Raw genomic sequence first — 20,989 nt, 5'->3', positions numbered from 1 at the left:
TTCCCCCACGGCGGCAGGGTCTCCTGCCGCCGTTTTTGTTTCCAGCGATACTTCCCCCCCATGACGCCCCGTCCCCCCATCGACAGCGACGCTCTGGCCGACCTGCTGCAGCACGACCCGCAGGCTGCCTTCGCACGCGTGCGCGACGCCGCGCAGGCCGGACAGGTCGATGCACAACTGCTGCTCGCGCAGATGCACATGGAAGGCAAAGGCACCGCACAGGACGCTTCGGCCGGGCGGCTCTGGTACGAAACCGCCGCCAACAACGGCGCGCCGATGGCGATGAACATGCTTGGCCGCTGCCATGAACTGGGCCAGGGCACCGCGCCCGACCCGGTGCTGGCCGCGGTGTGGTACCGGCGCGCGGCCGACACCGGACTGGACTGGGGCCTGTACAACCTGGCCAACCTGCTGGCCACCGGCCGCGGTGTGCGGCAGGACCGCGTGCAGGCGCTGGCGCTGTATACCCGTGCCGCGCATCTGGGTCATGCCAAATCGATGAACCTGTTGGCCCGCCACCTCGAAGACGGCCTGGAGATCGAGCGCGATCCGCAGGCTGCGCTGGACTGGTACCGGCGCGCCGCTGAAGCCGGTGATTTCCGCGGCCAGGCCAACTATGCCTCGATCCTGCTGCAGGCCGGTCAGGTCGAGCAGGCCGTGCATTGGCTGCGGCTTGCACTGGCCCACGGCAGCCCGGCGTTCATGGCGCATATCCTGCCGGAGCTGGCCGCGTCGCCGCATCCGCAGGTGCGCGCTCTGGTCCCACCGCCACCCCTTTGAGGAGTTCCGCATGCTGCTGCACATCCCCGACATCCTCAGCGCCGACCAGGTGGCCGACTTCCGTCATCGCCTGGACGCCGCCGACTGGACCGATGGCCGCGAGACCGTCGGCCATCTGGGCGCGCAGGCCAAGCACAACCAGCAGCTTCCCGAGGCCTCGCCGCTGCGCCGCGAGCTGGGCGAGATCATCCTCGTCGCTCTGGCCCGGCACCCGCTGTTCTTCAGCGCCGCGCTGCCTCTGAAATACCTCCCCCCACGCTTCAACCGCTACCGCGGCGGCGGCACCTACGGCTTCCACGTCGATGGCGCAGTGATGAACCTGGGCAACGGCGAGCAGCTGCGCTCGGACATCTCCTGCACCCTGTTCCTGTCGGCGCCGGACGAGTACGACGGCGGCGAGCTGATCATCAGCGACACCTACGGCGAGCACGAGGTGAAGCTGCCAGCCGGCGACCTGATCGTCTATCCCTCCAGCAGCCTGCACCAGGTCAATCCTGTTACCCGGGGCGCGCGCGTGGCGTCGTTCTTCTGGGTGCAGAGCATGATCCGCGACGATGTACAGCGTCGCCTGCTGTGGGAAATGGACACGTCCATCGAGCGCCTGCGGCAGACCGGAGGCGACGATGATGCGGTGCTGCAGCTGACCGGCGTCTATCACAACCTGCTGCGACGCTGGAGCGAGGTCTGAGCCACTCCAGTCCGCGCCCCAACATTTTAGCAATCATTCTCATTTGCATTCGCTAACAGCTCTCATTACAATCACGCCCCGTTGATGCTGGCCGCTGCCGGCAAACCATCTGGGGACCCCCGCTTGCTGCGCCCGCTCCGCCCTCGCCCACTCATCCATCGCAAGATGGGCACCGCCATGCGCGGCCAGCGTCCCGCGCTGGCCAGCCTGCTGGCATGGGTGGCGATGCTGGCGTTGCTGCTGGGCACCCTGCCACTGCTGCCGCACCCGGCCACAGCGATGACCTTGCAGATGCCGCTGGAAGAACGTGGCGGCGAAGGCCCGTTGCAGGAAGAAGCCCCGGCCAAGCTGCGCCGCTGTGCCTCCGCCCCGGTAAAAGCGGCCGAGAAGGCGCCGCCGCTGCTGCTGGCCAGCCAGTGGCTGCGTACCGAACTTGAACTCGTACCCGCCACGCCGGCCATGCCCGGTGTGCGCCCGGACTGGCCGCTGGCCGCTCCGGACACGCCCTGGGCCGACGCGCCCGGGCGTCGCCAGCAACGCGGCCAGGCGCCGCCGCTCGCCTGATCCACGGCCCGACGTGACTGCCTGCGCGGTCGCGTCCACACGCCGCTGACTGCTTCTTCCCTGCCGCCCCTGACCGGGCTTTCCCTGCCTGCCGTGCGCGCTCCGCACCCGGCATCGCGCTGCCTTACATCCTTCGAGGTATCTGCCATGGCCCAGCGCCATCGTGTCCGTTCGTCCCTGTCCCGCCCCCTGCTGACCAGCGCCGTGCTGGCGGCGATGGCGGCCCCTGCTTTCGCCCATGCAGAGATCGCCGGAGCGCCGCAGACCCTGGACAAGGTGGTCGTCACCGCCTCCGGCTTCGAACAGAAGATCACCGATGCCCCGGCCAGCATCAGCGTGGTCAGCCGCGAGGAACTGAGCAAGCGCCCCTACACCAGCCTGGTCGATGCGCTGCGCGATGTGGAAGGCATCGACGTCGGCCTGGAAGCCACCGACAAGAATGGCCGCGCCACCGTCTCCATGCGTGGCCTGCCCTCGGAATACACCCTGGTACTGATCGACGGCCGCCGCCAGAGCAACGTCGGCCAGCTGTATCCCAACAACTTCGGTGGCGGACAGTTCTCCTACCTGCCGCCGCTGGATGCGATCGAGCGCATCGAAGTGGTGCGCGGCCCGATGTCCACGCTGTACGGCTCGGATGCGATGGGCGGTGTCATCAACATCATCACCCGCCGCAACCAGGACAGCTGGCACGGCGCGCTGACCCAGGGCTTCACCGTGCAGCAGGACGACCAGTTCGGCGATGCCCGCAGCACCGATGTGTACCTGAGTGGTCCGTTGCTGAAGGAGCGCCTGGGCCTGTCCGTGCGCGGCAGCTACTACGATGCGAAGGCGTCCAATCCGGAATGGGATGCGCTGCCGTTGCCCGATGGCACCCTGTGGGAACGCAGCATCGGCTTCGGAGGTGGCGGCAAATCGGTGGCCAACACCAACTGGAACACGGGCGTGCGCCTGAACGTCCACATCAATGACGACCACGAACTGTGGCTGGACTACGACGTGTCGCGGCAGAAGTACGACAACAGCGAGGGCCAGACCGGCACGCTCGACAGCCTGGCCAGCCTGTGGCGCGTCGGCAATGCGGTCATCCCCGATCCGGATGGCGGCGGCACCATCACCCGCCGCGGGGTGCAGCCGCGCGTGGGCTACACCGCCTACCAGCGCTATGAGCGTGACCAGGTATCGCTGACCCATCAGGGCCGCTACAGCTTCGGCACCTGGCAGACCTCGCTGACCCACAGCAAGAGCAGCAACCTCGGCCGTTCGCTGCCACTGACCCTGGACGAGCGCGCCAACCTGCAGACGCTGTGGAATGACGTCTGCCGCCGCACCGGCGCCGCCAACAACTGTGCGGCCGGTCGTGGCAATGCGCTGTCGGCCCTCGACCCGAGCGAGATGGCGCGCCTGCAGGCGTTCCTGCCACGTCCGCTGCGCACGATGGAGCTTGAGGGTTACGTGCTCGACACGATGCTCGACCTCGATTTCGGCGCACACAAACTGACCGTTGGCGGACAGTACAACGACACCGACATGGTCGACGGCGTGTTCGGCATGGATGGCGCCGGCTACCGCAGCAACACCCGGCAGAAGCACCGCATGTGGGCCCTGTTCGCGGAGGACAACTGGGCACTGACCGATACCCTCACGGCGACCTTCGGCCTGCGCTACGACGACCACAACGTGTTCGGCAGCCATGTCAGCCCGCGCGGCTACCTGGTGTGGAATGCGAGCGACGCATGGACCTTCAAGGGCGGTGTCAGCACCGGCTACAAGACACCGCGCCCGGACCAGCTGTTCCCGGGCATCACCGGCTTCGGTGGGCAGGGCGTGCTGCCGCTGGTGGGTTCGCCGAACCTCAAGCCGGAAACCAGCACCAACTACGAGCTGGCTGCCTACTACGAAGGCCAGCGCTGGGGCTTCAACGTCACCGGCTTCTTCAACCGGTTCGAAGACAAGATCGCCAGCGGCGGCACCTTCCCGAACTGCGAGGTGGCTCCGGCCGGCAGCGGCTACTGCGTGGACATCGGGCCGGGCTGGGCCTCGCTGGGCTACAGCACCTTCACCCAGAGCGTGAACATCGACAAGGCCGAAACCCGTGGCGCCGAACTGGCCGCGCACGTCGATCTGCTGGAAACCCTGCAGCTGCGGGGCAACTACACCTGGACCCGCAGCGAACAGACCAGTGGCCCGCAGAAGGGACTGCCGATCAGTGGCACCATGCCGGCCCGGCATATGGCCAACGCCAGCCTCAACTGGCAGGTCAGCGACGCGGTCAGTCTGTCGCTGATCGGCGAAGGCCGCTACGACCGCTACCGCGATACGATCCTCGATGCGGCCGGCAACAGCCACGACCGCGTCTACGAGGACTACACGATCTTCCACCTCGGCGGCAGCTGGAAGGCCAACGCATGGCTGACCGTCAACGCACGCGTCAACAACCTGCTCGACAAGGACTTCGTCTCGCAGTCGTGCCTGCTGATCAGCCAGAGCGAGTTCAGCTGCGTGGACGATTACGCGACCAAGGACCAGCGCCGCAGCTACTGGATCTCGCTCAACGCGAAGTTCTGAGGCGACCCTGCCCGGTGCCGGCCTTGGCCGGTACCGGGATACAGAACGATACGCAATTGCGAGCTATTCTCATCAATGATGTAATGCGCAGTCCGCATCCGTCCTGAATCCCCGTCGTGAGCCGTTCCGTTCCCTCCAACGTGCAGCAGCAACAGAGCCGCGGCTTCTGGCTGCGGACGCTGCACCAGTGGCACTGGATCAGCTCGGCGGTGTGCCTGATCGGCATGCTGCTGTTCGCGGTGACCGGGTTGACCCTCAACCATGCAGCGAAGATCGAGGCCAAGCCCGAGGTGCAGAACCAGCAGCTGCAACTGCCGGCCGATCTGCTCGGCCAGCTCGGCACGCGCGAGGACGGCCACGCGCCGATCCCCCGCCCGGCCCGGCAATGGCTGGATACGCAGCTGGGCATCGCCATCGGCGGTCGCCCGGCCGAGTGGTCGGCCGAGGAGATCTACTTGTCGTTGCCGCGACCCGGCGGCGACGCCTGGCTCAGCATCGATCGCGAAACCGGCGCGGTGGAATACGAATCAACCTCCCGCGGCGTGGTGTCCTACCTCAACGACCTGCACAAGGGGCGCAACGCGGGCCCGGCGTGGGGCTGGTTCCTGGACCTGTTCGCCGTGGCCTGCCTGGTGTTCTGCATCACCGGCCTGTTCCTGCTGCACCTGCATGCACGGCAGCGGCGCATGACCTGGCCGCTGGTCGGCCTCGGCCTGATGATCCCGCTGTTGATCGCCCTGCTGCTGATCCACTGAACCATCGAATCCCCTTCACCGGAGCCGCCCCATGCGCGTCACCCTGACCATCGCCCTCAGCGGCCTGCTGGCCACCTCGCCGGCCTATGCCGCCACGCTCGACATCAACGTCGAGGTGCCCAAGCTCAATGTCGCCGAGTATCACCGTCCCTACGTAGCGGTGTGGCTGGAAGGCGCCGACCAGAAAGTCGCGGCCAACCTGTCGGTCTGGTACCAGCAGACCAGCAACAACGAAGGCCATGGCACCAAGTGGCTGCCCGACCTGCGCCAGTGGTGGCGCAAGAGCGGCCGCACCCTGCAGGTGCCGGTGGACGGCGTGACCGGCCCAACCCGCCCGGCCGGCAAGCACGCGCTGTCGTTCAACGACAAGCAGCCGGCGCTGAAGCAGCTGGCCCCGGGCAACTACACCCTGGTGGTGGAAGCGGTGCGCGAAGTCGGTGGCCGCGAACTGCTGAAGATCCCCTTCACCTGGCCGGCCACCGCCGCACAGAACGGCAAGGCGCAGGGCGCCACCGAACTGGGCCAGGTCACCCTCGCCATCAAACCGTAACCGCCTGAACCGGGGGCAGAGCCCTTTCCGTTGGAAAGGGGTCCGACCCCGGGGTCGGATCCCCTCCACAGGAAGGGCTCTGACCCCACCCATCCAACGTCCCTGGAGTCTTCCGCATGAAGCGCACGCTCGTCCTCGCCGCCGCTCTGGCCGCTGCCCTTCCCTTTTCCGCACTCGCCCACAAGGCCTGGCTGCTGCCTTCGCAGACCGTGATCGCCGGCAATGCGCCGTGGATCACTGTTGATGGTGCGGTCTCCAACGACCTGTTCTACTTCAACCACGTGCCGCTGCGCCTGGAATCGCTGGTGATCACCGCGCCGGACGGCAGCACCGTGCAGCCGCAGAACGCCTCGACCGGCAAGTACCGCAGCGTGTTCGATCTGGAGCTGAAGCAGCAGGGCACTTACCGCATCGCTTCGGTCAATGACGGCCTGTTCGCCACCTACGAACAGAACGGCGAGCGCAAGCGCTGGCGCGGTACCGCCGCCACCTTCGGCGAACTGCCCAAGGACGCGGAGAAGCTGGAAGTGAGCCAGTCGGTCGGCCGCGTGGAGACGTTCGTGACCAATGGCGCGCCGAACGATACCGCACTGAAGCCGACCAACCGCGGCATCGAGCTGGTTGCGGTCGGTCACCCGAACGACCTGTTCGCCGGCGAGGAAGCCACCTTCCGCGTGCTGGTCGACGGCAAGCCGACGGCTGGCCTTGCCTTCGAGATCGTGCGCGGCGCCACCCGCTACCGCAACGCGCAGGACGAACTGAAGGTGACCAGCGACGCCAAGGGCGAAATCAAGGTGACCTGGCCGGAAGCCGGCATGTACTGGCTGGAAACCGGCACTGAAGACAACAAGACCTCGGTGAAGCAGGCCGCCAAGCGTCGCCTGAGCTACGTGGCCACGCTGGAAGTGCTGCCGCAGTAATGGGGACCGCGATGCCGGGCACGCCCCGGCATCGCAGCCGCCACGCCCCGTCATGACCGATTCCCTGCTCGACATCGCCCGCCTCGGCGGCACCACCATGGGCACCACCTGGAGCGTGTCGCTGGTCGCGCCGCGCCAGCGCGACCTGCACCCGCTGCACGCCGGCATCCAGGCGCGCCTGGATGATGTGGTCGCGCAGATGAGTACGTGGGACGCCGGCTCGGACCTCAGCCGCTACAACAGCGCCGATGCAGGCCAGTGGTGCACCCTGCCTGCCGAAACCCGTCACGTCCTGTCCTGCGCGCAGTCCATCGCCGCCGCCAGCGACGGTGCGTTCGATCCCACCATCGGCCCGCTGGTGGCACTGTGGGGTTTCGGTGCACATGCCGGCGAACGCCGCCAACCCGATGCCGCCGCCGTGCAGGCCACGCGCGAGCGCTGCGGTTGGCAGCGGTTGCAATGGCGCGGCGATGCGCTGCTGCAACCCGGCGGACTGGAACTGGATCTCTCTGCGATCGCCAAGGGGTTCGGCGTCGATCACGTGGCCGCGTGGCTGCGCGATCAGGGCATCGCTGCTGCACTGATCGAGGTCGGTGGCGAACTGGCCGGCTACGGCCGCAAGCCCGATGGCCAACGGTGGCGCGTGCTGGTGGAATCGGCGCCGGAAGAAGACGCGCACGCCAAAACACCACCGCGGGTGCTGGCGCTGGACGGCAAGGCGGTCGCTACCTCCGGCGATCGCTGGCATCACTATCAGGCCGATGGCGAGGCCTACAGCCACAGCCTCGACCCGCGCACCGGCAGGCCGGTACGCCAGGTTGCAGCGGCGGTGACGGTGGTCGCCGACGACGCGATGCATGCTGATGCCTGGGCCACCGCACTCACCGTACTCGGCCGCGAGCACGGCATGGCGCTGGCCGAACGCGAAGGACTGGCCGCACGCTACCTGCATCGCGCAGCGGATGGCCCGCACGAGTTTCTCAGCAGCGCCTTCCAGCGCCTGCTCGACGAGCGGGACGCATGAGCGCACGGCCGTCGCGCGCGCTGCTCGGCAACGCGCTTGTACTGATCCTGCTGGCGCTGATCGGCTGGGCGCTGCTGCGACTGCATCTCGGCGAAGCCTGGTGGCAGGGCGCACCGCCGGCGCGGCAATCGCAGATCGCCATCATCGCCACCGCGCTCTATGCGCTGGTCTGCACCGCACTGTGGTGGCGTGGGCGACCGCGCGACGATGCTGCCTCTGGCGACGTCGCGCCGATCCTGCTGGTCTGGTCCAGCCAGACCGGCTTCGCCCGCGAACTGGCCGAACGCAGTGCCGAGGCATTGCGGGGTGCCGGCGTGCCGGTGCGTGTGCGCGGTCTGCATGAGGTCGACGCCACGTTGCTGGCCGGCAGCCAGCGTGCACTGTTCATCGCCAGTACCACCGGCGAAGGCGACCCGCCCGATCATGCAGTGCCCTTCCTGCGCCATGTGATGGCCCTGCCGTCATCGCTGCAGCATCTTTCGTACGGCGTTCTCGCCCTGGGTGATCGCAGCTACGGTCACTTCTGCGCCTTCGGTCACCAGCTCGACGACTGGCTGCGCCAGCGCGGCGCACATGCCCTGTTCGACGCCATCGAGGTCGACAACGCAGATCCCGCTGCACTGCGGCACTGGCAGCAACTGCTCGGACAACTTGCCGGTGGCGCCAGCGAACTGCCCGACTGGAGCCCGGCCGAATATCAGCCGTGGACGCTGCTGCAACGCCGGCACCTCAATCCCGGCAGCCAGGGCGGACCGGTGTACTGGCTGCGCCTGCAGGCGCCTGCCATCGACGGCGTGCGCTGGCAGGCCGGCGACATTGCCGAGATCGGCCCGCAGCACGCGCGGCACAGCGCGCGGGCCTGGCTGGAATCACAGGGTTTCGATCCGCAGACGGTGCTCGAGGACGGCCAGACGCTGCTGGCCCGTGTCGAACGCTCGCACCTGCCCTCACTGGTGCCACCGGGTGATCTGCCCGCCCTGCTGGCGGCCCTGCAGCCGCTGCCGCATCGTGAGTACTCCATCGCTTCGGTGATGGAGGATGGTGCGGTGGAACTGCTGGTGCGCCGGCAGCTGCGTGCCGATGGCACGCCCGGCATCGGCAGTGCCTGGCTGTGCGACCACGCCGTCATCGGCGAGCCGGTACAACTGCGCCTGCGCCGCAACGACAACTTCCACGGTGCCGCCGTTGCGGCGCCGCTGCTGCTGATCGGCAATGGCACGGGCATCGCCGGCCTGCGTGCACACCTGCATGAGCGCGCGGCCGTCGGCGCGCACCGCACCTGGCTGCTGTTCGGCGAGCGCTCGGCCGCGCACGACTTCCATTTCGGCGACGAACTGCGGGCGATGCTGGCGGCCGGCACGCTGCAGCGTCTGGATACGGTGTTCAGCCGTGACGGCGGCAGCCACCGTTACGTGCAGGACCGCCTGCTGGAGGAGGCGGCAACGCTGCGGCAATGGGTCGATGAAGGTGCCACGATCCTGGTCTGCGGCAGCCTGCAGGGCATGGCGCCAGCCGTGGATGCGGTCATCGAGCAGGTGCTGGGTACCGACGGCAAGGAGGCCCTGCTGGTGGCCGGCCGTTACCGCCGTGATGTGTATTAGCCCAGGCAGCGCCCAGCGCATGCGCGGATGATGCCCATCGGCGCATGCGAATCATCAGCCCGCGGCGCTCACCCGTATCGCCAGCAGCTCGCCACTGCCCTGCAGCGCATGCCGCTGGCGCTCGCCGGCCGCCAGCCATGCAGTGTCGCCTGCCTGCATCGGCGGCAAGCCACTGTCCTCGGCAAAGCCGGCCTCACCCGCCAGCAGGTGCAGCGCCCAGGCCACGCCTGGCTCGCAGAAGAAGAACATCGGCCCCACCAGCGGCCGGTGCAGCAGCTCGGCGTGCAACTGCCCGCGCTTCCACATCAGGTTGAAATCATGGGTGGTGCCATCGACCAGTTCGCCGTGCAGTGCCTCCTCGCCGGCAAAGCGCACGCGACCATGCGGCGGCAGCACCTCCGCCACCCGGCCATCGGCGAAGCGCAGGCGCACACCGTTGCCCTGCAGCAGTACCAGTTCGCGCTCCACGCCTGGAAATGCGGAGAACGCGGCATCCTGCTCGATCTCCGCCACGGACAGGCGCAGGGCCCAGTCGTCCCCGTGCGCCGGCAGCCGCAGGATTTCGCGGGTCCAGCCCAGGCCATTGCGCCAGCGTTCGCGGCGGTAATCCAGGCGGGCAATCACCTGGCTCGGAGTCTTCAGCAGCGCATCGATATCCATGCCTGCATTGCACCACGCCACGTGCAATCGCGCATCAGCGCGTGGCGACCGTACCCTGCGCGCCGCACTGGCCACCCAGCAGCTGCGAATGCTTCAGCCAGTCCTGGTCGGGGTAATAGGCGAACACCATCGTGCCACCACGCAACGCGTCGATCAGCGGCCTGGCCACCGACAGCCGCACCGCCGGACACCCCAGGCTGCGGCCCAGCCGACCCTGCAGCTGGGCGGTCGCCGGATTCACGTAGGGGGCGCCATGAATGACGATCGCACGCTCGCGCGCGCGGTCGTTGAAGCCCGGTTCCAGCCCGGCCAGCCGCAATGAGTAGCCGTTGCCGCCCATGTAGGTTTCCTGCGCGGTGAACACACCGAGGCTGGACATGTAACTGCCGTCGCGATTGGAAAAATGCTCGGTCCGGTTCTCACCACTGTTGCGGCCGTGCGCCACCCATTCCTCGAACAACAGCCGCTGGTGCGCCAGGTCGAACACCCACAGGCGCGGCTCGGTGGAGGGCCGCGAATAGTCGATCACGCTCAGGCGTTCGCCGCTGATGCCCAGCTCCGGTCGCAACAGGGCGCAGCGCATGGCCTGCGCCGCCAGCTGCAGCACATGGCGATCGGCCTTCGGCGCGGTGCGTGCCAGCAGGGCGGCCAGATCCTCGGCACGGGTCGCGATGGCGGGCGTCTGCGCCAACGCGGGTGCGCTGGCCGAGGTTGCCAGCAGGCCAAGCGTGGCCAGCCGGCACAGGCGGGATGCAGTCATGGACGGGACACAGGACTCAGTTGCCTGTGAGAGTGGACCCTGCCGGCTCGGATTCCAAGACCGGCTGCAGGCCGGATTCAGCCGGGCTTGGGCGCACGGCGGGCAGCGAGGTCACCAGCAGCGTCGTGCCCGGCACCAGCACCTGGTACAGCTGGCGGGCGAAATCGGCCGGCAGCGCCAGTGGCAGCGACGGCGTGGCCAACAGGTCCGGGGTCGCCTGCGCACGGTCCTGGCCCAGCAACGGATAGGCCGTCCATTGATGCAGGCGCTGCTTCGCATCGAGCGGGCTGGGAACATCGCTGTAGCCCTGCCCCATCACGAACAGCGTGGTGCCCTGGAAGGCTGGCAGCGCGTCGGCTTTCAGCGGCGATTCGCCAATCATCACGCCGTCGCGCAGGACGTACAGCCGCTGGTCGTGCAGGCTGACCAGGATGCCGACCTGCCCGGCCGGCGCCGCGCTGTCGTTCCACCAGGCCGCCGCCACACTGCCGTCGCCGGTCTCGGGCAGGGCCTCGCCGCGCGCGTTGACCGGCGCCAGTACGGCGGGATAGGCCAACGTCATCGGCGCGCTCTTGGCATCGGCCACCACCACCGTATCGCCGCGCCGGGTCTCGCTGAACAGCTTCTGCGCGAACGCCTGCGGCAGCCGTACGCAGCCATGCGAGGCCGGATGCCCCGGCAGGCTGCCGCCATGCAGGGCGATGCCGTCCCAGGTCAGCCGCTGCATGTACGGCATCGGTGCGCTGTTATAGAGGTTGGAGCGGTGGTCCTTGTCCTTCTGCAGGATCGTGAACACCCCGGTCGGCGTCTCGTGTCCCGCCTTGCCCGAACTGATCGTGGTCAGCCCGATGGCGATCCCGTTGCGATACACGTAGGCGCGCTGCTCGTCCAGACTGACGACCAGCACGATCGGGCCGGCCGGGGAAATCTCCGGATGCCAGAGGAATTCGCCCGGCTTGAGATCGGTAGGCCCGCGTTCGGCGGCCACCGGCCCGGACGGGTCGGTCGAGTGCGAAGACGGCGGCCCGGCCTGCACGGTCAGCGGCAGTGCCAGGACAAGGGAGAGCATCAGGGACGGACGGTGCAGACGCATCCAGCGGAGGTTCCATTCCATGCGAAGCGGTCACCGTACACCATCGCGCCGTAGCGAACGCGCCAAAATAGAATGCCCGGCGACACAACCCTGTGTCGTACCGGGCAATCGTCACGTCCTTGTCGGCCTGCTGCCTCCCCCGCGCGTCCTGCGAAGTGGGGGTGGCGTTGCATCCTGCACGCGGCCGCGTCTGTCCTGCTTGTATCTCAGCCCCTTCCACAGGTCTGTGATGCCACCATCCTGGTGATTGGTGCCGCATCCTGCGACGGTCGGTGAACACAGCCTCCCTGGCGGTGCCCGGTGGACCGGCCTCCTGCGGGTCCCGACGATTCCTGTTGTCAACGCCTTGGTACAGTCCGCACCGGTACCGATCCGGGTACCGGATCCGCGGGCAACAGCCTGTCGCCTACGGTGATCCGCTGTCGATTCCGTTCGACGATCACTGTCCCTATCCCCTTCACCTGCGTCAGATCCTCGACGCGCTTGAAGGGCCCGTGTCTGCGCCGGTGCTCGACGATCGCCGCAGCCTTCCTGGCTCCGACCATCGTCAATCCCTGCTGCAGCGCCTGGACATCGGCCCGGTTGATGTCGATCGGTTCGGCGGCATGCGCCCCTGCGATCCCCATTGCCAGTACCAGTGCCCTCAACACGACTAACCAAGGCACGACGTATAACTCCTTGTGGTTCTGGCCGCCCCGACCGGCAATCCCGTCGGTAGGAACAGTGTCCGTCACCACATACACACAGACTATCGGTTTCGTGGATTTCTAAAAGCCAGCCAAATACCCGACGTGATGTAGGAAAAACCCTACCCCCGGCGCAGGCGTAGAATGGCTGGATCAGCCATGCAACCGGAGTTTCAGATGGACAGCGCCAAGCTCGGCCAATTCGTGAATGACAAGTGGGACAGCGAAATCGTCCCGCAGTTGGTCGACTACATCCGCATTCCCAACAAGTCGCCGATGTTCGACGCCAATTGGGTGCAGAACGGCTACATGGAACAGGCGGTCACCCTGATGGAGACCTGGGCCAAGGCACAGGAGCTGCCGGGCCTGAAGGTCGAAGTGGTCCGCCTGGAAGGCCGTACCCCGCTGATTCTTCTGGAAATTCCCGCCACCGGCAGTGAAACCGGCGACGACACCATCCTGCTCTACGGGCACCTGGACAAGCAGCCGGAAATGACCGGCTGGGACGACGACCTGGGCCCGTGGACCCCGGTCCTGCGCGGCGACAAGCTCTATGGCCGCGGCGGCGCCGACGATGGCTACGCGATCTTCGGTTCGCTGGCCGCCGTGCTGGCCCTGCAGGCCCAGGGCCTGCCGCACGCGCGCTGCGTGGTCCTGATTGAAGCCTGTGAAGAGTCCGGCAGTTACGACCTGCCCGCCTACGTGGACCATCTGGCCGACCGCATCGGCAAGCCGTCGCTGGTGGTCTGCCTGGATTCGGGCTGCGCCAACTACGACCAGCTCTGGTGCACCACGTCGCTGCGCGGTCTCACCGGGGGCAACTTCACCGTCAAGGTGCTCAACGAAGGCGTGCATTCCGGCGATGCCTCCGGCGTGGTGCCGTCCAGCTTCCGCCTGCTGCGCCAGCTGCTGTCGCGCATCGAGGACCAGGACACCGGCCGCATCCTGATCGACGGCATGAACGTGGAAATCCCGGCCGAGCGCCAGGAACAGGCCAAGCGTGCCGCCGAAGTGGTCGATACGGCCATCTTCGAGAAGTTCCCGCTGGTCGATGGCCTGCGCCCGATGAACGAAGACCTCACCGAGCTGGTGCTCAACCGCACCTGGCGCCCGGCGTTGTCGGTCACCGGAATCGGCGGCATGCCGCCGCTGGAATCGGCCGGCAACGTGCTGCGCCCGCAGACCTCGGTGAAGCTGTCGCTGCGCCTGCCGCCCACCGCCGATGGCAAGACCTGCGGTGAGCTGCTGAAAGAAGCGCTGCTGCGCGATCCGCCGAACGGCGCGCAGGTCACCCTGGATCTGGAAAAGGCCTCCACCGGCTGGAATGCCCCGGCCATGGCGCCGTGGCTGACCAAGGCCATCGACGAAGCCAGCCAGACCTTCTTCGGCAAGCCGGCGATGTACATGGGCGAAGGCGGCTCGATTCCGTTCATGGGCATGCTGGGCGAGAAGTTCCCCGGTGCCCAGTTCATGATCACCGGCGTGCTTGGCCCGCACTCGAACGCGCACGGCCCGAACGAGTTCCTGCACATTCCGATGGGCAAGAAGGTCACCGCCTGCGTGTCCAAGGTGATCAGCGAGCATTACGCCGCCAGCCTGCGTGGCGAGACCAGTGGTTCGCCGGTGGCCGCCGACAGCGGCACGCGGCATGGCGACCACGGCTGCTGCTGATCCGGCACACCGTGACGGACGCAGCCCGGCCTTGCTAGGCTGCGTTCTTCTCAAGCGGAACGCACACGCATGAATGGTCTGTTCGGCAGCAGCAGCTGGCTGTACATCCTGCTGGTCGGGTTCTTCGTCGGCCTGCTCGGGCGCTTCTTCATGCCGGGCAACAACCGCATGGGCTGCCTGCTGACCATCGTGCTGGGCATCCTCGGTGCCCTGCTGGCCGGCTGGTTTGGTCAGTACATGGGCTGGTACGCCCCAGGCGAACCGGCTGGATTCCTCGGTGCCGTGGTCGGCGCGGTGGCCGTGCTGGCGATCCTGCGCCTGTTCAGCGGTCGCCGCTGAAACGGCCCCACCTTTCCCTCCTGTCCCCGACGTCGGCGCGCCCCGCGCGCCCGGATATGCCCGCATGACCGAACCCGCCTCCGATCCCCAGCGCAGCGCGCAGCGACTGCAGTGGGCCCGTATCCAGCTTGGCGATGCACAGGCCGTGGTTGAACGTGCGTCGGTCGATGCGGGCATGCGCAGCTACTGGCGCGTCACCGGTACACGCGGCAGCCACATCGTGATGGATGCTCCGCCGGGACTGGAAGACCCCCGCCCCTGGCTGCGCATGCGCGGCCTGCTGCACGACCATGGCCTGCGTGTGCCGGCCCTGCTTGCGCAGGATCTGGACGCCGGCTTCCTGCTGCTGGAGGATCTCGGCGGTCCGACCCTGGCGAGAATCCTCGACGAGCGCAACGCCGACGAATGGTTCGGCCGCGCCATCGATCAGCTGCTGCGCCTGCAGGCGATCCCGGTGCCGGCCGACTTCGGCCAGTTCGGCGAAGCCCTGCTGCAGCGTGATGCCGGCCTGTTCGACGAATGGTTCCTGCAGCGCCATCTCAACCTGCAGCTGGACTGCGGCGAAATCGAGGGCCTGCAGCTGGTCCATCGCCGGTTGATGGACAACGCACTGGGCCAGGCCCAGCTGATGACCCACCGCGACTACATGCCCCGCAATCTGATGCCCGTTGCCGACGGTCCGGCCGTGCTGGATTTCCAGGACCTGGTGCGGGGCCCGATCGCCTACGATGCCGTGAGCCTGTTCAAGGACGCGTTCCTGAGCTGGCCGCTGCAGCGCGTGGACGAGTGGCTCGCGCAGTACCACGCGCGCGCGCACGCTGCGGGCCTGCCGGTGCCCGACCGTGCGACCTTCCTGCGTGACGCGGACTGGATGGGCATCCAGCGCCACGTGAAGATCCTGGGCCTGTTCTGCCGCCTGCGTTACCGCGACAACAAGGGTCATTACCTGGACGATGCGCCGCGCTTCATCACCTATCTGGACGAAGTACTGCCGCGCTACCGCGAGCTGGCCCCCCTGCGGCAGCTGCTGGACACACGCATCAAGCCGGCGCTGGCCGAGCTCGGCACACCGATGCGCATGGCCCGATGAAGGCGCTGATCTTCGCCGCCGGTCTGGGCGAGCGTATGCGCCCGCTGACCCTGCACACACCCAAGCCGCTGCTCGCAGTGGCCGGCAAGCCGCTGATCGTCTGGCACCTGGAGCGCCTGGCCGCCTGCGGCGTGCGCGATATCGTGGTCAATACCGCGTGGCTGGCGGAACAATTCCCGGCGATGCTCGGCGATGGCAGCCGATGGGGTGTGCGCCTGCACTTCATGCATGAAGGCGATACCCCGCTGGAGACCGGCGGAGGCATTCTCAATGCTCTGCCGGCACTGGGTGAGGATCCGTTCCTGGTGGTCAACGGCGACATCTGGACCGATTTCGATTTCGCCACACTACCGCGCGAGCCGCGGGGCCAGGCGCATCTGGTGCTGGTCGACAACCCCACGCAGCATCCGCACGGTGATTACCGGCTGGACACGCAGGGCCTGCTGCACCACGACCGCGAAGGGCCGTGCCTGACCTATGCCGGCATCGGCGTATACCGCCCTTCAATCGTGGCCGACTGGCGCACGGTGATTGGCGATGCGCCGGGCAGCGAGCGGCTGCCGCCGAAGTTCTCGGTGGTGCCGCTGCAGAAGCACTTCATGGCGCAGGGGTTGATGACGGGGCAGCACCATCGCGGGCGCTGGACCGACGTCGGCACGGTGGATCGCCTGCGTGCGCTGGATGTCGAGTTGGCGGCGAACGGCTGAGCCCCTCGTGGTTGGACGCGTAGAGCGGATCGCGTGTTTGGCCGGGCGGGTGGGCCATACAGGGGACGCTGCAAGTACGTCCCTGTAAGCTCGATGGCGCCATCCATGGCGCCAACGCCCCTGCATGGCCCACCCGCCCGGCCTCTGGCAGTTTCCGTGCGCGTCCAGCCACGGAAGAAAGAAAGAAAAGCAGAAGCGGAGCACGACCGAGGCTACATGGACGTACTTGCGCCGCCCCCCGCAACCTGAGCCACCCCGCCTCCCCTCAGGAAGCCCGCGTTTGACGTTGACGTTGCTCTGGCTTCGGCGGGTGCAGGGCGGCAGCCCTGCAAAACAAACCCCAACCTCAGTAGCGAGGGCGGCCTTCTTCCAGCACCTGGCGCAGGAACGGCACGGTGATCCGACGCTTGGCCGCCAGCGATTCGCGGTCGAGCCAGTCCAGCAACGTGATCAGTCCGCCCAGCTCGCGCCCGGTGTGCGACAGCAGCCACTCGATCGCGGCCTCGTCGATGGCCAGCCCCCGTCGCAGCGCGCGCTCGCGCAGCACCGCCGCGCGTCCTTCCTCGTCCAGCGGCTGCAGCAGCACCCGCACGCACTGGCCCAGCCGCGAGCGCAGGTCCGGCAGCACCAGTCCGAGTTCGCCCGGCGCCTTCTGCGCCGTGTAGAGCACGGTCACGCCGGCAGCGCGCGCACGGTTATGGAAATCGAACAGGGCAATCTCGTCCTCACGGTTGCCGGCAATCTCGTCCAGTCCGTCCAGCGCGACCAGCTCGCGCGCCTCCAGCCCCTCCAGCGCTGCACGCACACGGCCGGCCGCACTGGCCAGCGGCACATAGGTTGGCAGCCGCCCGGCCTGCTCGGCGCTGGAACACATCGCCAGCGCCTGATGCGTCTTGCCCGTGCCTGCCGCGCCTTCCAGGTAGACCCAGTCGTGGCTGGCACCGACCGCGATCGCGCGCAGCTGCGCCAGCGCACCATCCGGTGCGCCGATGAAGGTCTCCAGGCGCTGGTCCCGCGGGTAGTGCAGGGCCAGCGGCAGTTGCGGCACACCCATCACTTCAGGTCGGGGCCCTTGTCGTTCGTGTCGAGGATGATGTGGGGCGGCTCGACCACACCGTCAAGCACGATCGCCGATTTCTCACCCGCGTAAAGATCGCTCTGCCGATAGCGCTGGTGCGCATAGCGCAGCAGCACGTTGGACACGGCAGCCACCGGCAGCGCCAGCAGCATGCCGAGGAAGCCGAACAGCTGGCCGCCTGCCATCACCGCGAAGATCACTGCCACCGGATGCAGGCCGATCTTGTCGCCGACGATGCGCGGCGTCAGTACATAACTCTCCAGCAACTGGCCGACCGTGAACACCACGCCGACCAGTATCAGCAGTTTCAGGTCGAAGCCCTGCGCCTGCACCAGCGCGGCGATGATCGCCATCAGGATGCCGGTGGTCGCGCCCAGGTACGGAATGAAGCTGATCAGGCCCGCGATCATGCCGATCAGCAGCCCCAGCTTCAGCCCCACCAGCGACAGGCCGCCGGCATAGATCACGCCCAGTGCCAGCATCACCAGGAACTGGCCGCGGATGAAGGCCCCCAGCACCTCGTTGGATTCGCGCGCCAGCGCCGTGATGGTGCCGATGTGGTTGCGCGGAATGACCGAGGCGACCCGCTCCACCAGCTTGTCCCAGTCGCGCAGGAAGTAGAACGCCAGGATCGGAAGCAGCAGGATGTTGACCACCCAGGTCACCATCGTGAAGCCCGAGCGCGAGACATATCCCATGAAGGTCTTGGCGAAGCCGCCCGCCTGCTGCCAATGGCTGCGCACCCATTCGATCAGGCGATCCGGGTCCAGCCACTGCATCACCTCCAGGCCGGTCTTCTGCTCGAACCACGGAATGCCGGTCTGCATCAGCCAGGCCTGCGCCTGCGGCACGGCCGCCACCAGGGTGGTGATCTGCTTTTCGATCATCGGCACCAGCACCAGCAGCGCGGCGACGATCACCAGCACCATGGCCACGAACACCAGCACCACGCCGGTCATGCGCGAGCGCCCGGTGGCCTCGATGCGGTCCACTAGCGGATCACCCAGCCAGGCCAGCGCCAGCGCCAGCACGAACGGCGTCAGGATCGGCGCCAGCAGCCACACGATCCAGCCGATCAGGCCGGCAAGCAGGATGTATTTGACCCGGCGCAGGAACTGCGCGATTTCAGCTTCCGGCGTCAGGGTCATCGCAGTCGGTACTCGTTGCTGACCGGCGCCTGCACCGGCACGCCGGTGGTGTCATCGATCGGTGTCGGAAGGGCAGGCAGCGGGGCGTTCGGAACCAGCACGCCGCTGTCACCCAGCATGCGGTTGAAGCCGGCCAGGCCGGTGGTCATTTCCACGGTCAGCTCCAGTCGGCCCGCGCTGGCGTGCAGCGGAGTGACATTGCGCACCACCGGCACGTCGCGCAGGCCTGCGGCCAGTCGCAGGTAGTCATCGGCACTGTTGATGCCGGTGACCACCACCCGGTAGCTGCCCGCCTGGCCGGTGGCCACACCCGCCTTGGCATAACGCTTGACCAGCGCGTCGGCCGCGCCGTCGGCGCCCGCGGCCATCGCGCGCATGGCGTTGGCGTCCTTGCTGGTCCATCTGTTCAGTTCACGGCCATCGTCGACGAACACCCAGTCCGCCTGCCAGCCGCCATTGGCACGGTAGAGCTTGCCGATCAGCTGCATCGGCGGCGAGTAGCGCGAAGAGGCGCGGGCCACGGCGGCGCTGTCCTGCCGCCAGATGGCACCGGCCAGCGCCTGTTCGGCAGCGCCCCCACTGGGCAGGCCCAGCTTGTAGCCGCGCTCGATGGCGCGGTTCAGCAGCGGGCGCGCGGCATTGGCCTGCTGCACGCTGACCAGGCGCGGGCCGCTGCCGTCGTCGACGGCCAGCCACAGCACCGGCTTCGGTCGGGGCTGCGGCCACAGCGGCAGGCCCAGCGCGGCGACCAGCGAATCGACGTCCTCCTCGCGGAAACGGGCCACCAGCAGGGTGCGGAAACTGGGCGCACCGCTGGCGCTGACGCTCTGGTCCTGCTTGTAGTCGTAGCTGGCCACGTAATCCTTGGCATTGCGCAGGGCCTGCACCACGCCGGGCCGGGACATCACGCTGCGGTCGCCCGACAGCTTGCCCAGCACTACGCTCAGGGCACGTGCCAGCCCGCCATTGCGGTCGGCCTCGGCCTGGCTGTTGACCGGCACTTCGGCCTCGTAGGCCCCACTGGCGGTGGCGACATCCCCCTCGGTGCGCAGGCCGCTCTGGGCCATCGTGGCCACCGGCAGGCTCAACGCAAGAAGCAGGGTGAGAATCAGGCTGCGGCGCATCAGGACATCCATTGGCTCGACGTATCCGGGGGGAATTGTTGCCCGAATACGGCCTGTGCGCCAATGCGGCCTGTTAAAATCGCCCGTTCAACCCCTGCCAGCGCCGACGCCCGTGACCAACACCCCGTCTTCCGCCCCCTCCCCCCTCACCTACCGTGACGCGGGCGTCGACATCGACGCCGGCAACGAGCTGGTCGAGCGGATCAAGCCCCTGGTCAAGCGCAGCTTCCGTCCGGAAGTGATGGGCGGCCTGGGCGGTTTCGGCGCCCTGTTCGACCTGTCCAACAAGTACCGCGAACCGGTGCTGGTGTCGGGTACCGACGGTGTCGGCACCAAGCTGAAGCTGGCCCACCAGCTGAACCGCCACGATACGATCGGCATCGATCTGGTCGCGATGTGCGTGAACGACGTGCTGGTGCAGGGCGCCGAGCCGCTGTTCTTCCTGGACTACTTCGCCACCGGCAAGCTGGACGTGGATACCGCCGCGGCGGTCGTGGGCGGCATCGCCAACGGCTGCACCGAGGCCGGCTGCGCACTGATCGGCGGCGAGACCGCTGAAATGCCCGACATGTATGCCCCGGGCGAGTACGATCTGGCCGGCTTCACCGTGGCCGCGGTGGAAAAGAGCGAACTGAAGGATGGCGCCAGCGTGGCGGCCGGCGATGTGCTGATCGGCATCGCCTCGTCCGGCCCGCACTCCAACGGCTACTCGCTGGTCCGCCGCATCTACGACCGCGCCGGGCGTCCGGCCGATCTTGAGCTGGAAGGCGGCGTGAAGCTGGTCGACGCGCTGATGGCACCGACCCGGTTGTACGTCAAGCCGATCCTGTCGCTGCTGAAGTCGCACGGCGATGCCATCCATGGCATGGCCCACATCACCGGTGGCGGACTGACCGAGAACATCATCCGGGTGGTCCCGGACGGCCTCGGCCTGGACATCCAGGCGGCCTCGTGGACGCTGCCGCCGGTGTTCCAGTGGCTTCAGAAGGAAGGCGCGGTCGCCGACAGCGAAATGTGGCGCACCTTCAACTGCGGCATCGGCTTCGTGCTGATCGTCGCGCCGGACCAGGTCGAGGCGGTGTCCGCCGCGGTCACGGCCCAGGGCCTGGATCACTGGACCATCGGCCAGGTCGTCACCACCGAAGGCGCCGAGCGCGTCCGCATCGCCTGACCCCTGCAGAGG

Annotated in this window: 21 protein-coding genes; 14 read left to right on the top strand and 7 right to left on the bottom strand. The window is 67.7% G+C overall.

Annotated features, from left to right (window positions below; translation table 11 throughout):
- Positions 1-60: 60 nt before the first annotated feature.
- From N7367_RS11800 to N7367_RS11760, 9 genes are all read left to right on the top strand, one after another.
- On the top strand, positions 61-780 hold the full coding sequence (locus N7367_RS11800; protein WP_279942438.1) for a tetratricopeptide repeat protein: 720 nt from the start codon (positions 61-63) through the stop codon (positions 778-780).
- A 10-nt stretch (positions 781-790) separates the two neighbouring features.
- Positions 791-1,468 (top strand): Fe2+-dependent dioxygenase, encoded by a 678-nt coding sequence (locus N7367_RS11795; RefSeq protein ID WP_279942437.1) that lies wholly within the window; start codon positions 791-793, stop codon positions 1,466-1,468.
- A 165-nt stretch (positions 1,469-1,633) separates the two neighbouring features.
- The gene (locus N7367_RS11790; protein WP_053516642.1) at positions 1,634-2,032 is read left to right on the top strand and encodes a hypothetical protein; all 399 of its coding nucleotides are present in this window, start codon (positions 1,634-1,636) and stop codon (positions 2,030-2,032) included.
- Between the two features lie 147 nt (positions 2,033-2,179).
- Positions 2,180-4,600: a TonB-dependent receptor gene (locus N7367_RS11785; RefSeq protein WP_279942436.1), complete on the top strand. Its 2,421-nt coding sequence runs from the start codon at positions 2,180-2,182 to the stop codon at positions 4,598-4,600.
- 116 nt (positions 4,601-4,716) lie between these two features.
- A complete protein-coding gene (locus N7367_RS11780; RefSeq protein WP_065182423.1) occupies positions 4,717-5,355 on the top strand; it encodes a PepSY-associated TM helix domain-containing protein in 639 nt (212 codons plus the stop codon).
- A 31-nt stretch (positions 5,356-5,386) separates the two neighbouring features.
- Positions 5,387-5,905: a DUF2271 domain-containing protein gene (locus N7367_RS11775; RefSeq protein WP_065174546.1), complete on the top strand. Its 519-nt coding sequence runs from the start codon at positions 5,387-5,389 to the stop codon at positions 5,903-5,905.
- Positions 5,906-6,021: 116 nt separating this feature from the next.
- A complete protein-coding gene (locus N7367_RS11770; RefSeq protein WP_111185997.1) occupies positions 6,022-6,825 on the top strand; it encodes a DUF4198 domain-containing protein in 804 nt (267 codons plus the stop codon).
- A gap of 52 nt (positions 6,826-6,877) precedes the next feature.
- Positions 6,878-7,849 carry an FAD:protein FMN transferase gene (locus tag N7367_RS11765; RefSeq protein WP_065182425.1) on the top strand — a complete coding sequence of 324 codons (972 nt, stop codon included), beginning with the start codon at positions 6,878-6,880 and terminating at the stop codon, positions 7,847-7,849.
- On the top strand, positions 7,846-9,450 hold the full coding sequence (locus tag N7367_RS11760) for a sulfite reductase subunit alpha (RefSeq protein ID WP_279942435.1): 1,605 nt from the start codon (positions 7,846-7,848) through the stop codon (positions 9,448-9,450). The genes N7367_RS11765 and N7367_RS11760 overlap by 4 nt, the downstream gene beginning before the upstream one ends.
- A gap of 54 nt (positions 9,451-9,504) precedes the next feature.
- Here the strand turns inward: N7367_RS11760 and N7367_RS11755 are convergent, their stop codons facing one another.
- From N7367_RS11755 to N7367_RS11740, 4 genes are all read right to left on the bottom strand, one after another.
- Positions 9,505-10,110, bottom strand: a complete 606-nt coding sequence (locus tag N7367_RS11755) for a HutD family protein (protein WP_279942434.1) — start codon at positions 10,108-10,110, stop codon at positions 9,505-9,507.
- Between the two features lie 34 nt (positions 10,111-10,144).
- A complete protein-coding gene (locus N7367_RS11750; RefSeq protein ID WP_053516633.1) occupies positions 10,145-10,870 on the bottom strand; it encodes a murein L,D-transpeptidase catalytic domain family protein in 726 nt (241 codons plus the stop codon).
- A 16-nt stretch (positions 10,871-10,886) separates the two neighbouring features.
- Entirely contained in the window at positions 10,887-11,963 is a 1,077-nt protein-coding gene (locus tag N7367_RS11745; protein WP_111185995.1) for a L,D-transpeptidase, read from the bottom strand.
- A gap of 338 nt (positions 11,964-12,301) precedes the next feature.
- Positions 12,302-12,589, bottom strand: a complete 288-nt coding sequence (locus N7367_RS11740) for a helix-hairpin-helix domain-containing protein (protein ID WP_227255415.1) — start codon at positions 12,587-12,589, stop codon at positions 12,302-12,304.
- A 237-nt stretch (positions 12,590-12,826) separates the two neighbouring features.
- Here N7367_RS11740 and N7367_RS11735 point away from each other — a divergent pair, with 237 nt between their 5' ends.
- From N7367_RS11735 to murU, 4 genes are all read left to right on the top strand, one after another.
- Positions 12,827-14,320, top strand: coding sequence for a M20 family metallopeptidase (locus N7367_RS11735; RefSeq protein ID WP_053516630.1), 1,494 nt, complete (start codon positions 12,827-12,829; stop codon positions 14,318-14,320).
- A gap of 69 nt (positions 14,321-14,389) precedes the next feature.
- A complete protein-coding gene (locus tag N7367_RS11730; protein ID WP_053516629.1) occupies positions 14,390-14,659 on the top strand; it encodes a GlsB/YeaQ/YmgE family stress response membrane protein in 270 nt (89 codons plus the stop codon).
- Between the two features lie 64 nt (positions 14,660-14,723).
- On the top strand, positions 14,724-15,749 hold the full coding sequence (locus tag N7367_RS11725; protein ID WP_262219177.1) for a phosphotransferase: 1,026 nt from the start codon (positions 14,724-14,726) through the stop codon (positions 15,747-15,749).
- Positions 15,746-16,456, top strand: a complete 711-nt coding sequence (gene murU / locus N7367_RS11720) for an N-acetylmuramate alpha-1-phosphate uridylyltransferase MurU (RefSeq protein ID WP_053516627.1) — start codon at positions 15,746-15,748, stop codon at positions 16,454-16,456. Before N7367_RS11725 ends, murU begins: the two co-directional genes overlap by 4 nt.
- 346 nt (positions 16,457-16,802) lie before the next feature.
- Here the strand turns inward: murU and hda are convergent, their stop codons facing one another.
- From hda to N7367_RS11705, 3 genes are read right to left on the bottom strand one after another with little or no spacing between them, the layout of a single operon-like run.
- Positions 16,803-17,510: a DnaA regulatory inactivator Hda gene (hda, locus tag N7367_RS11715; RefSeq protein ID WP_053519433.1), complete on the bottom strand. Its 708-nt coding sequence runs from the start codon at positions 17,508-17,510 to the stop codon at positions 16,803-16,805.
- A complete protein-coding gene (locus N7367_RS11710; RefSeq protein ID WP_065174539.1) occupies positions 17,510-18,682 on the bottom strand; it encodes an AI-2E family transporter in 1,173 nt (390 codons plus the stop codon). Before N7367_RS11710 ends, hda begins: the two co-directional genes overlap by 1 nt.
- Positions 18,679-19,806, bottom strand: coding sequence for a DUF2066 domain-containing protein (locus N7367_RS11705; protein ID WP_279942433.1), 1,128 nt, complete (start codon positions 19,804-19,806; stop codon positions 18,679-18,681). The genes N7367_RS11710 and N7367_RS11705 overlap by 4 nt, the downstream gene beginning before the upstream one ends.
- A gap of 112 nt (positions 19,807-19,918) precedes the next feature.
- Between N7367_RS11705 and purM the strand changes: the two genes are divergently transcribed.
- The gene (gene purM / locus N7367_RS11700) at positions 19,919-20,977 is read left to right on the top strand and encodes a phosphoribosylformylglycinamidine cyclo-ligase (RefSeq protein WP_053519430.1); all 1,059 of its coding nucleotides are present in this window, start codon (positions 19,919-19,921) and stop codon (positions 20,975-20,977) included.
- The last annotated feature ends 12 nt before the right edge of the window (positions 20,978-20,989 follow it).

The sequence above is a fragment of the Stenotrophomonas sp. GD04145 genome (genome assembly GCF_029835135.1).
Classification (GTDB): Bacteria; Pseudomonadota; Gammaproteobacteria; order Xanthomonadales; family Xanthomonadaceae; genus Stenotrophomonas; species Stenotrophomonas maltophilia_P.
Note: the sequence above shows the minus strand (reverse complement) of the source record. Positions and strands in the feature narration are given on the sequence as shown.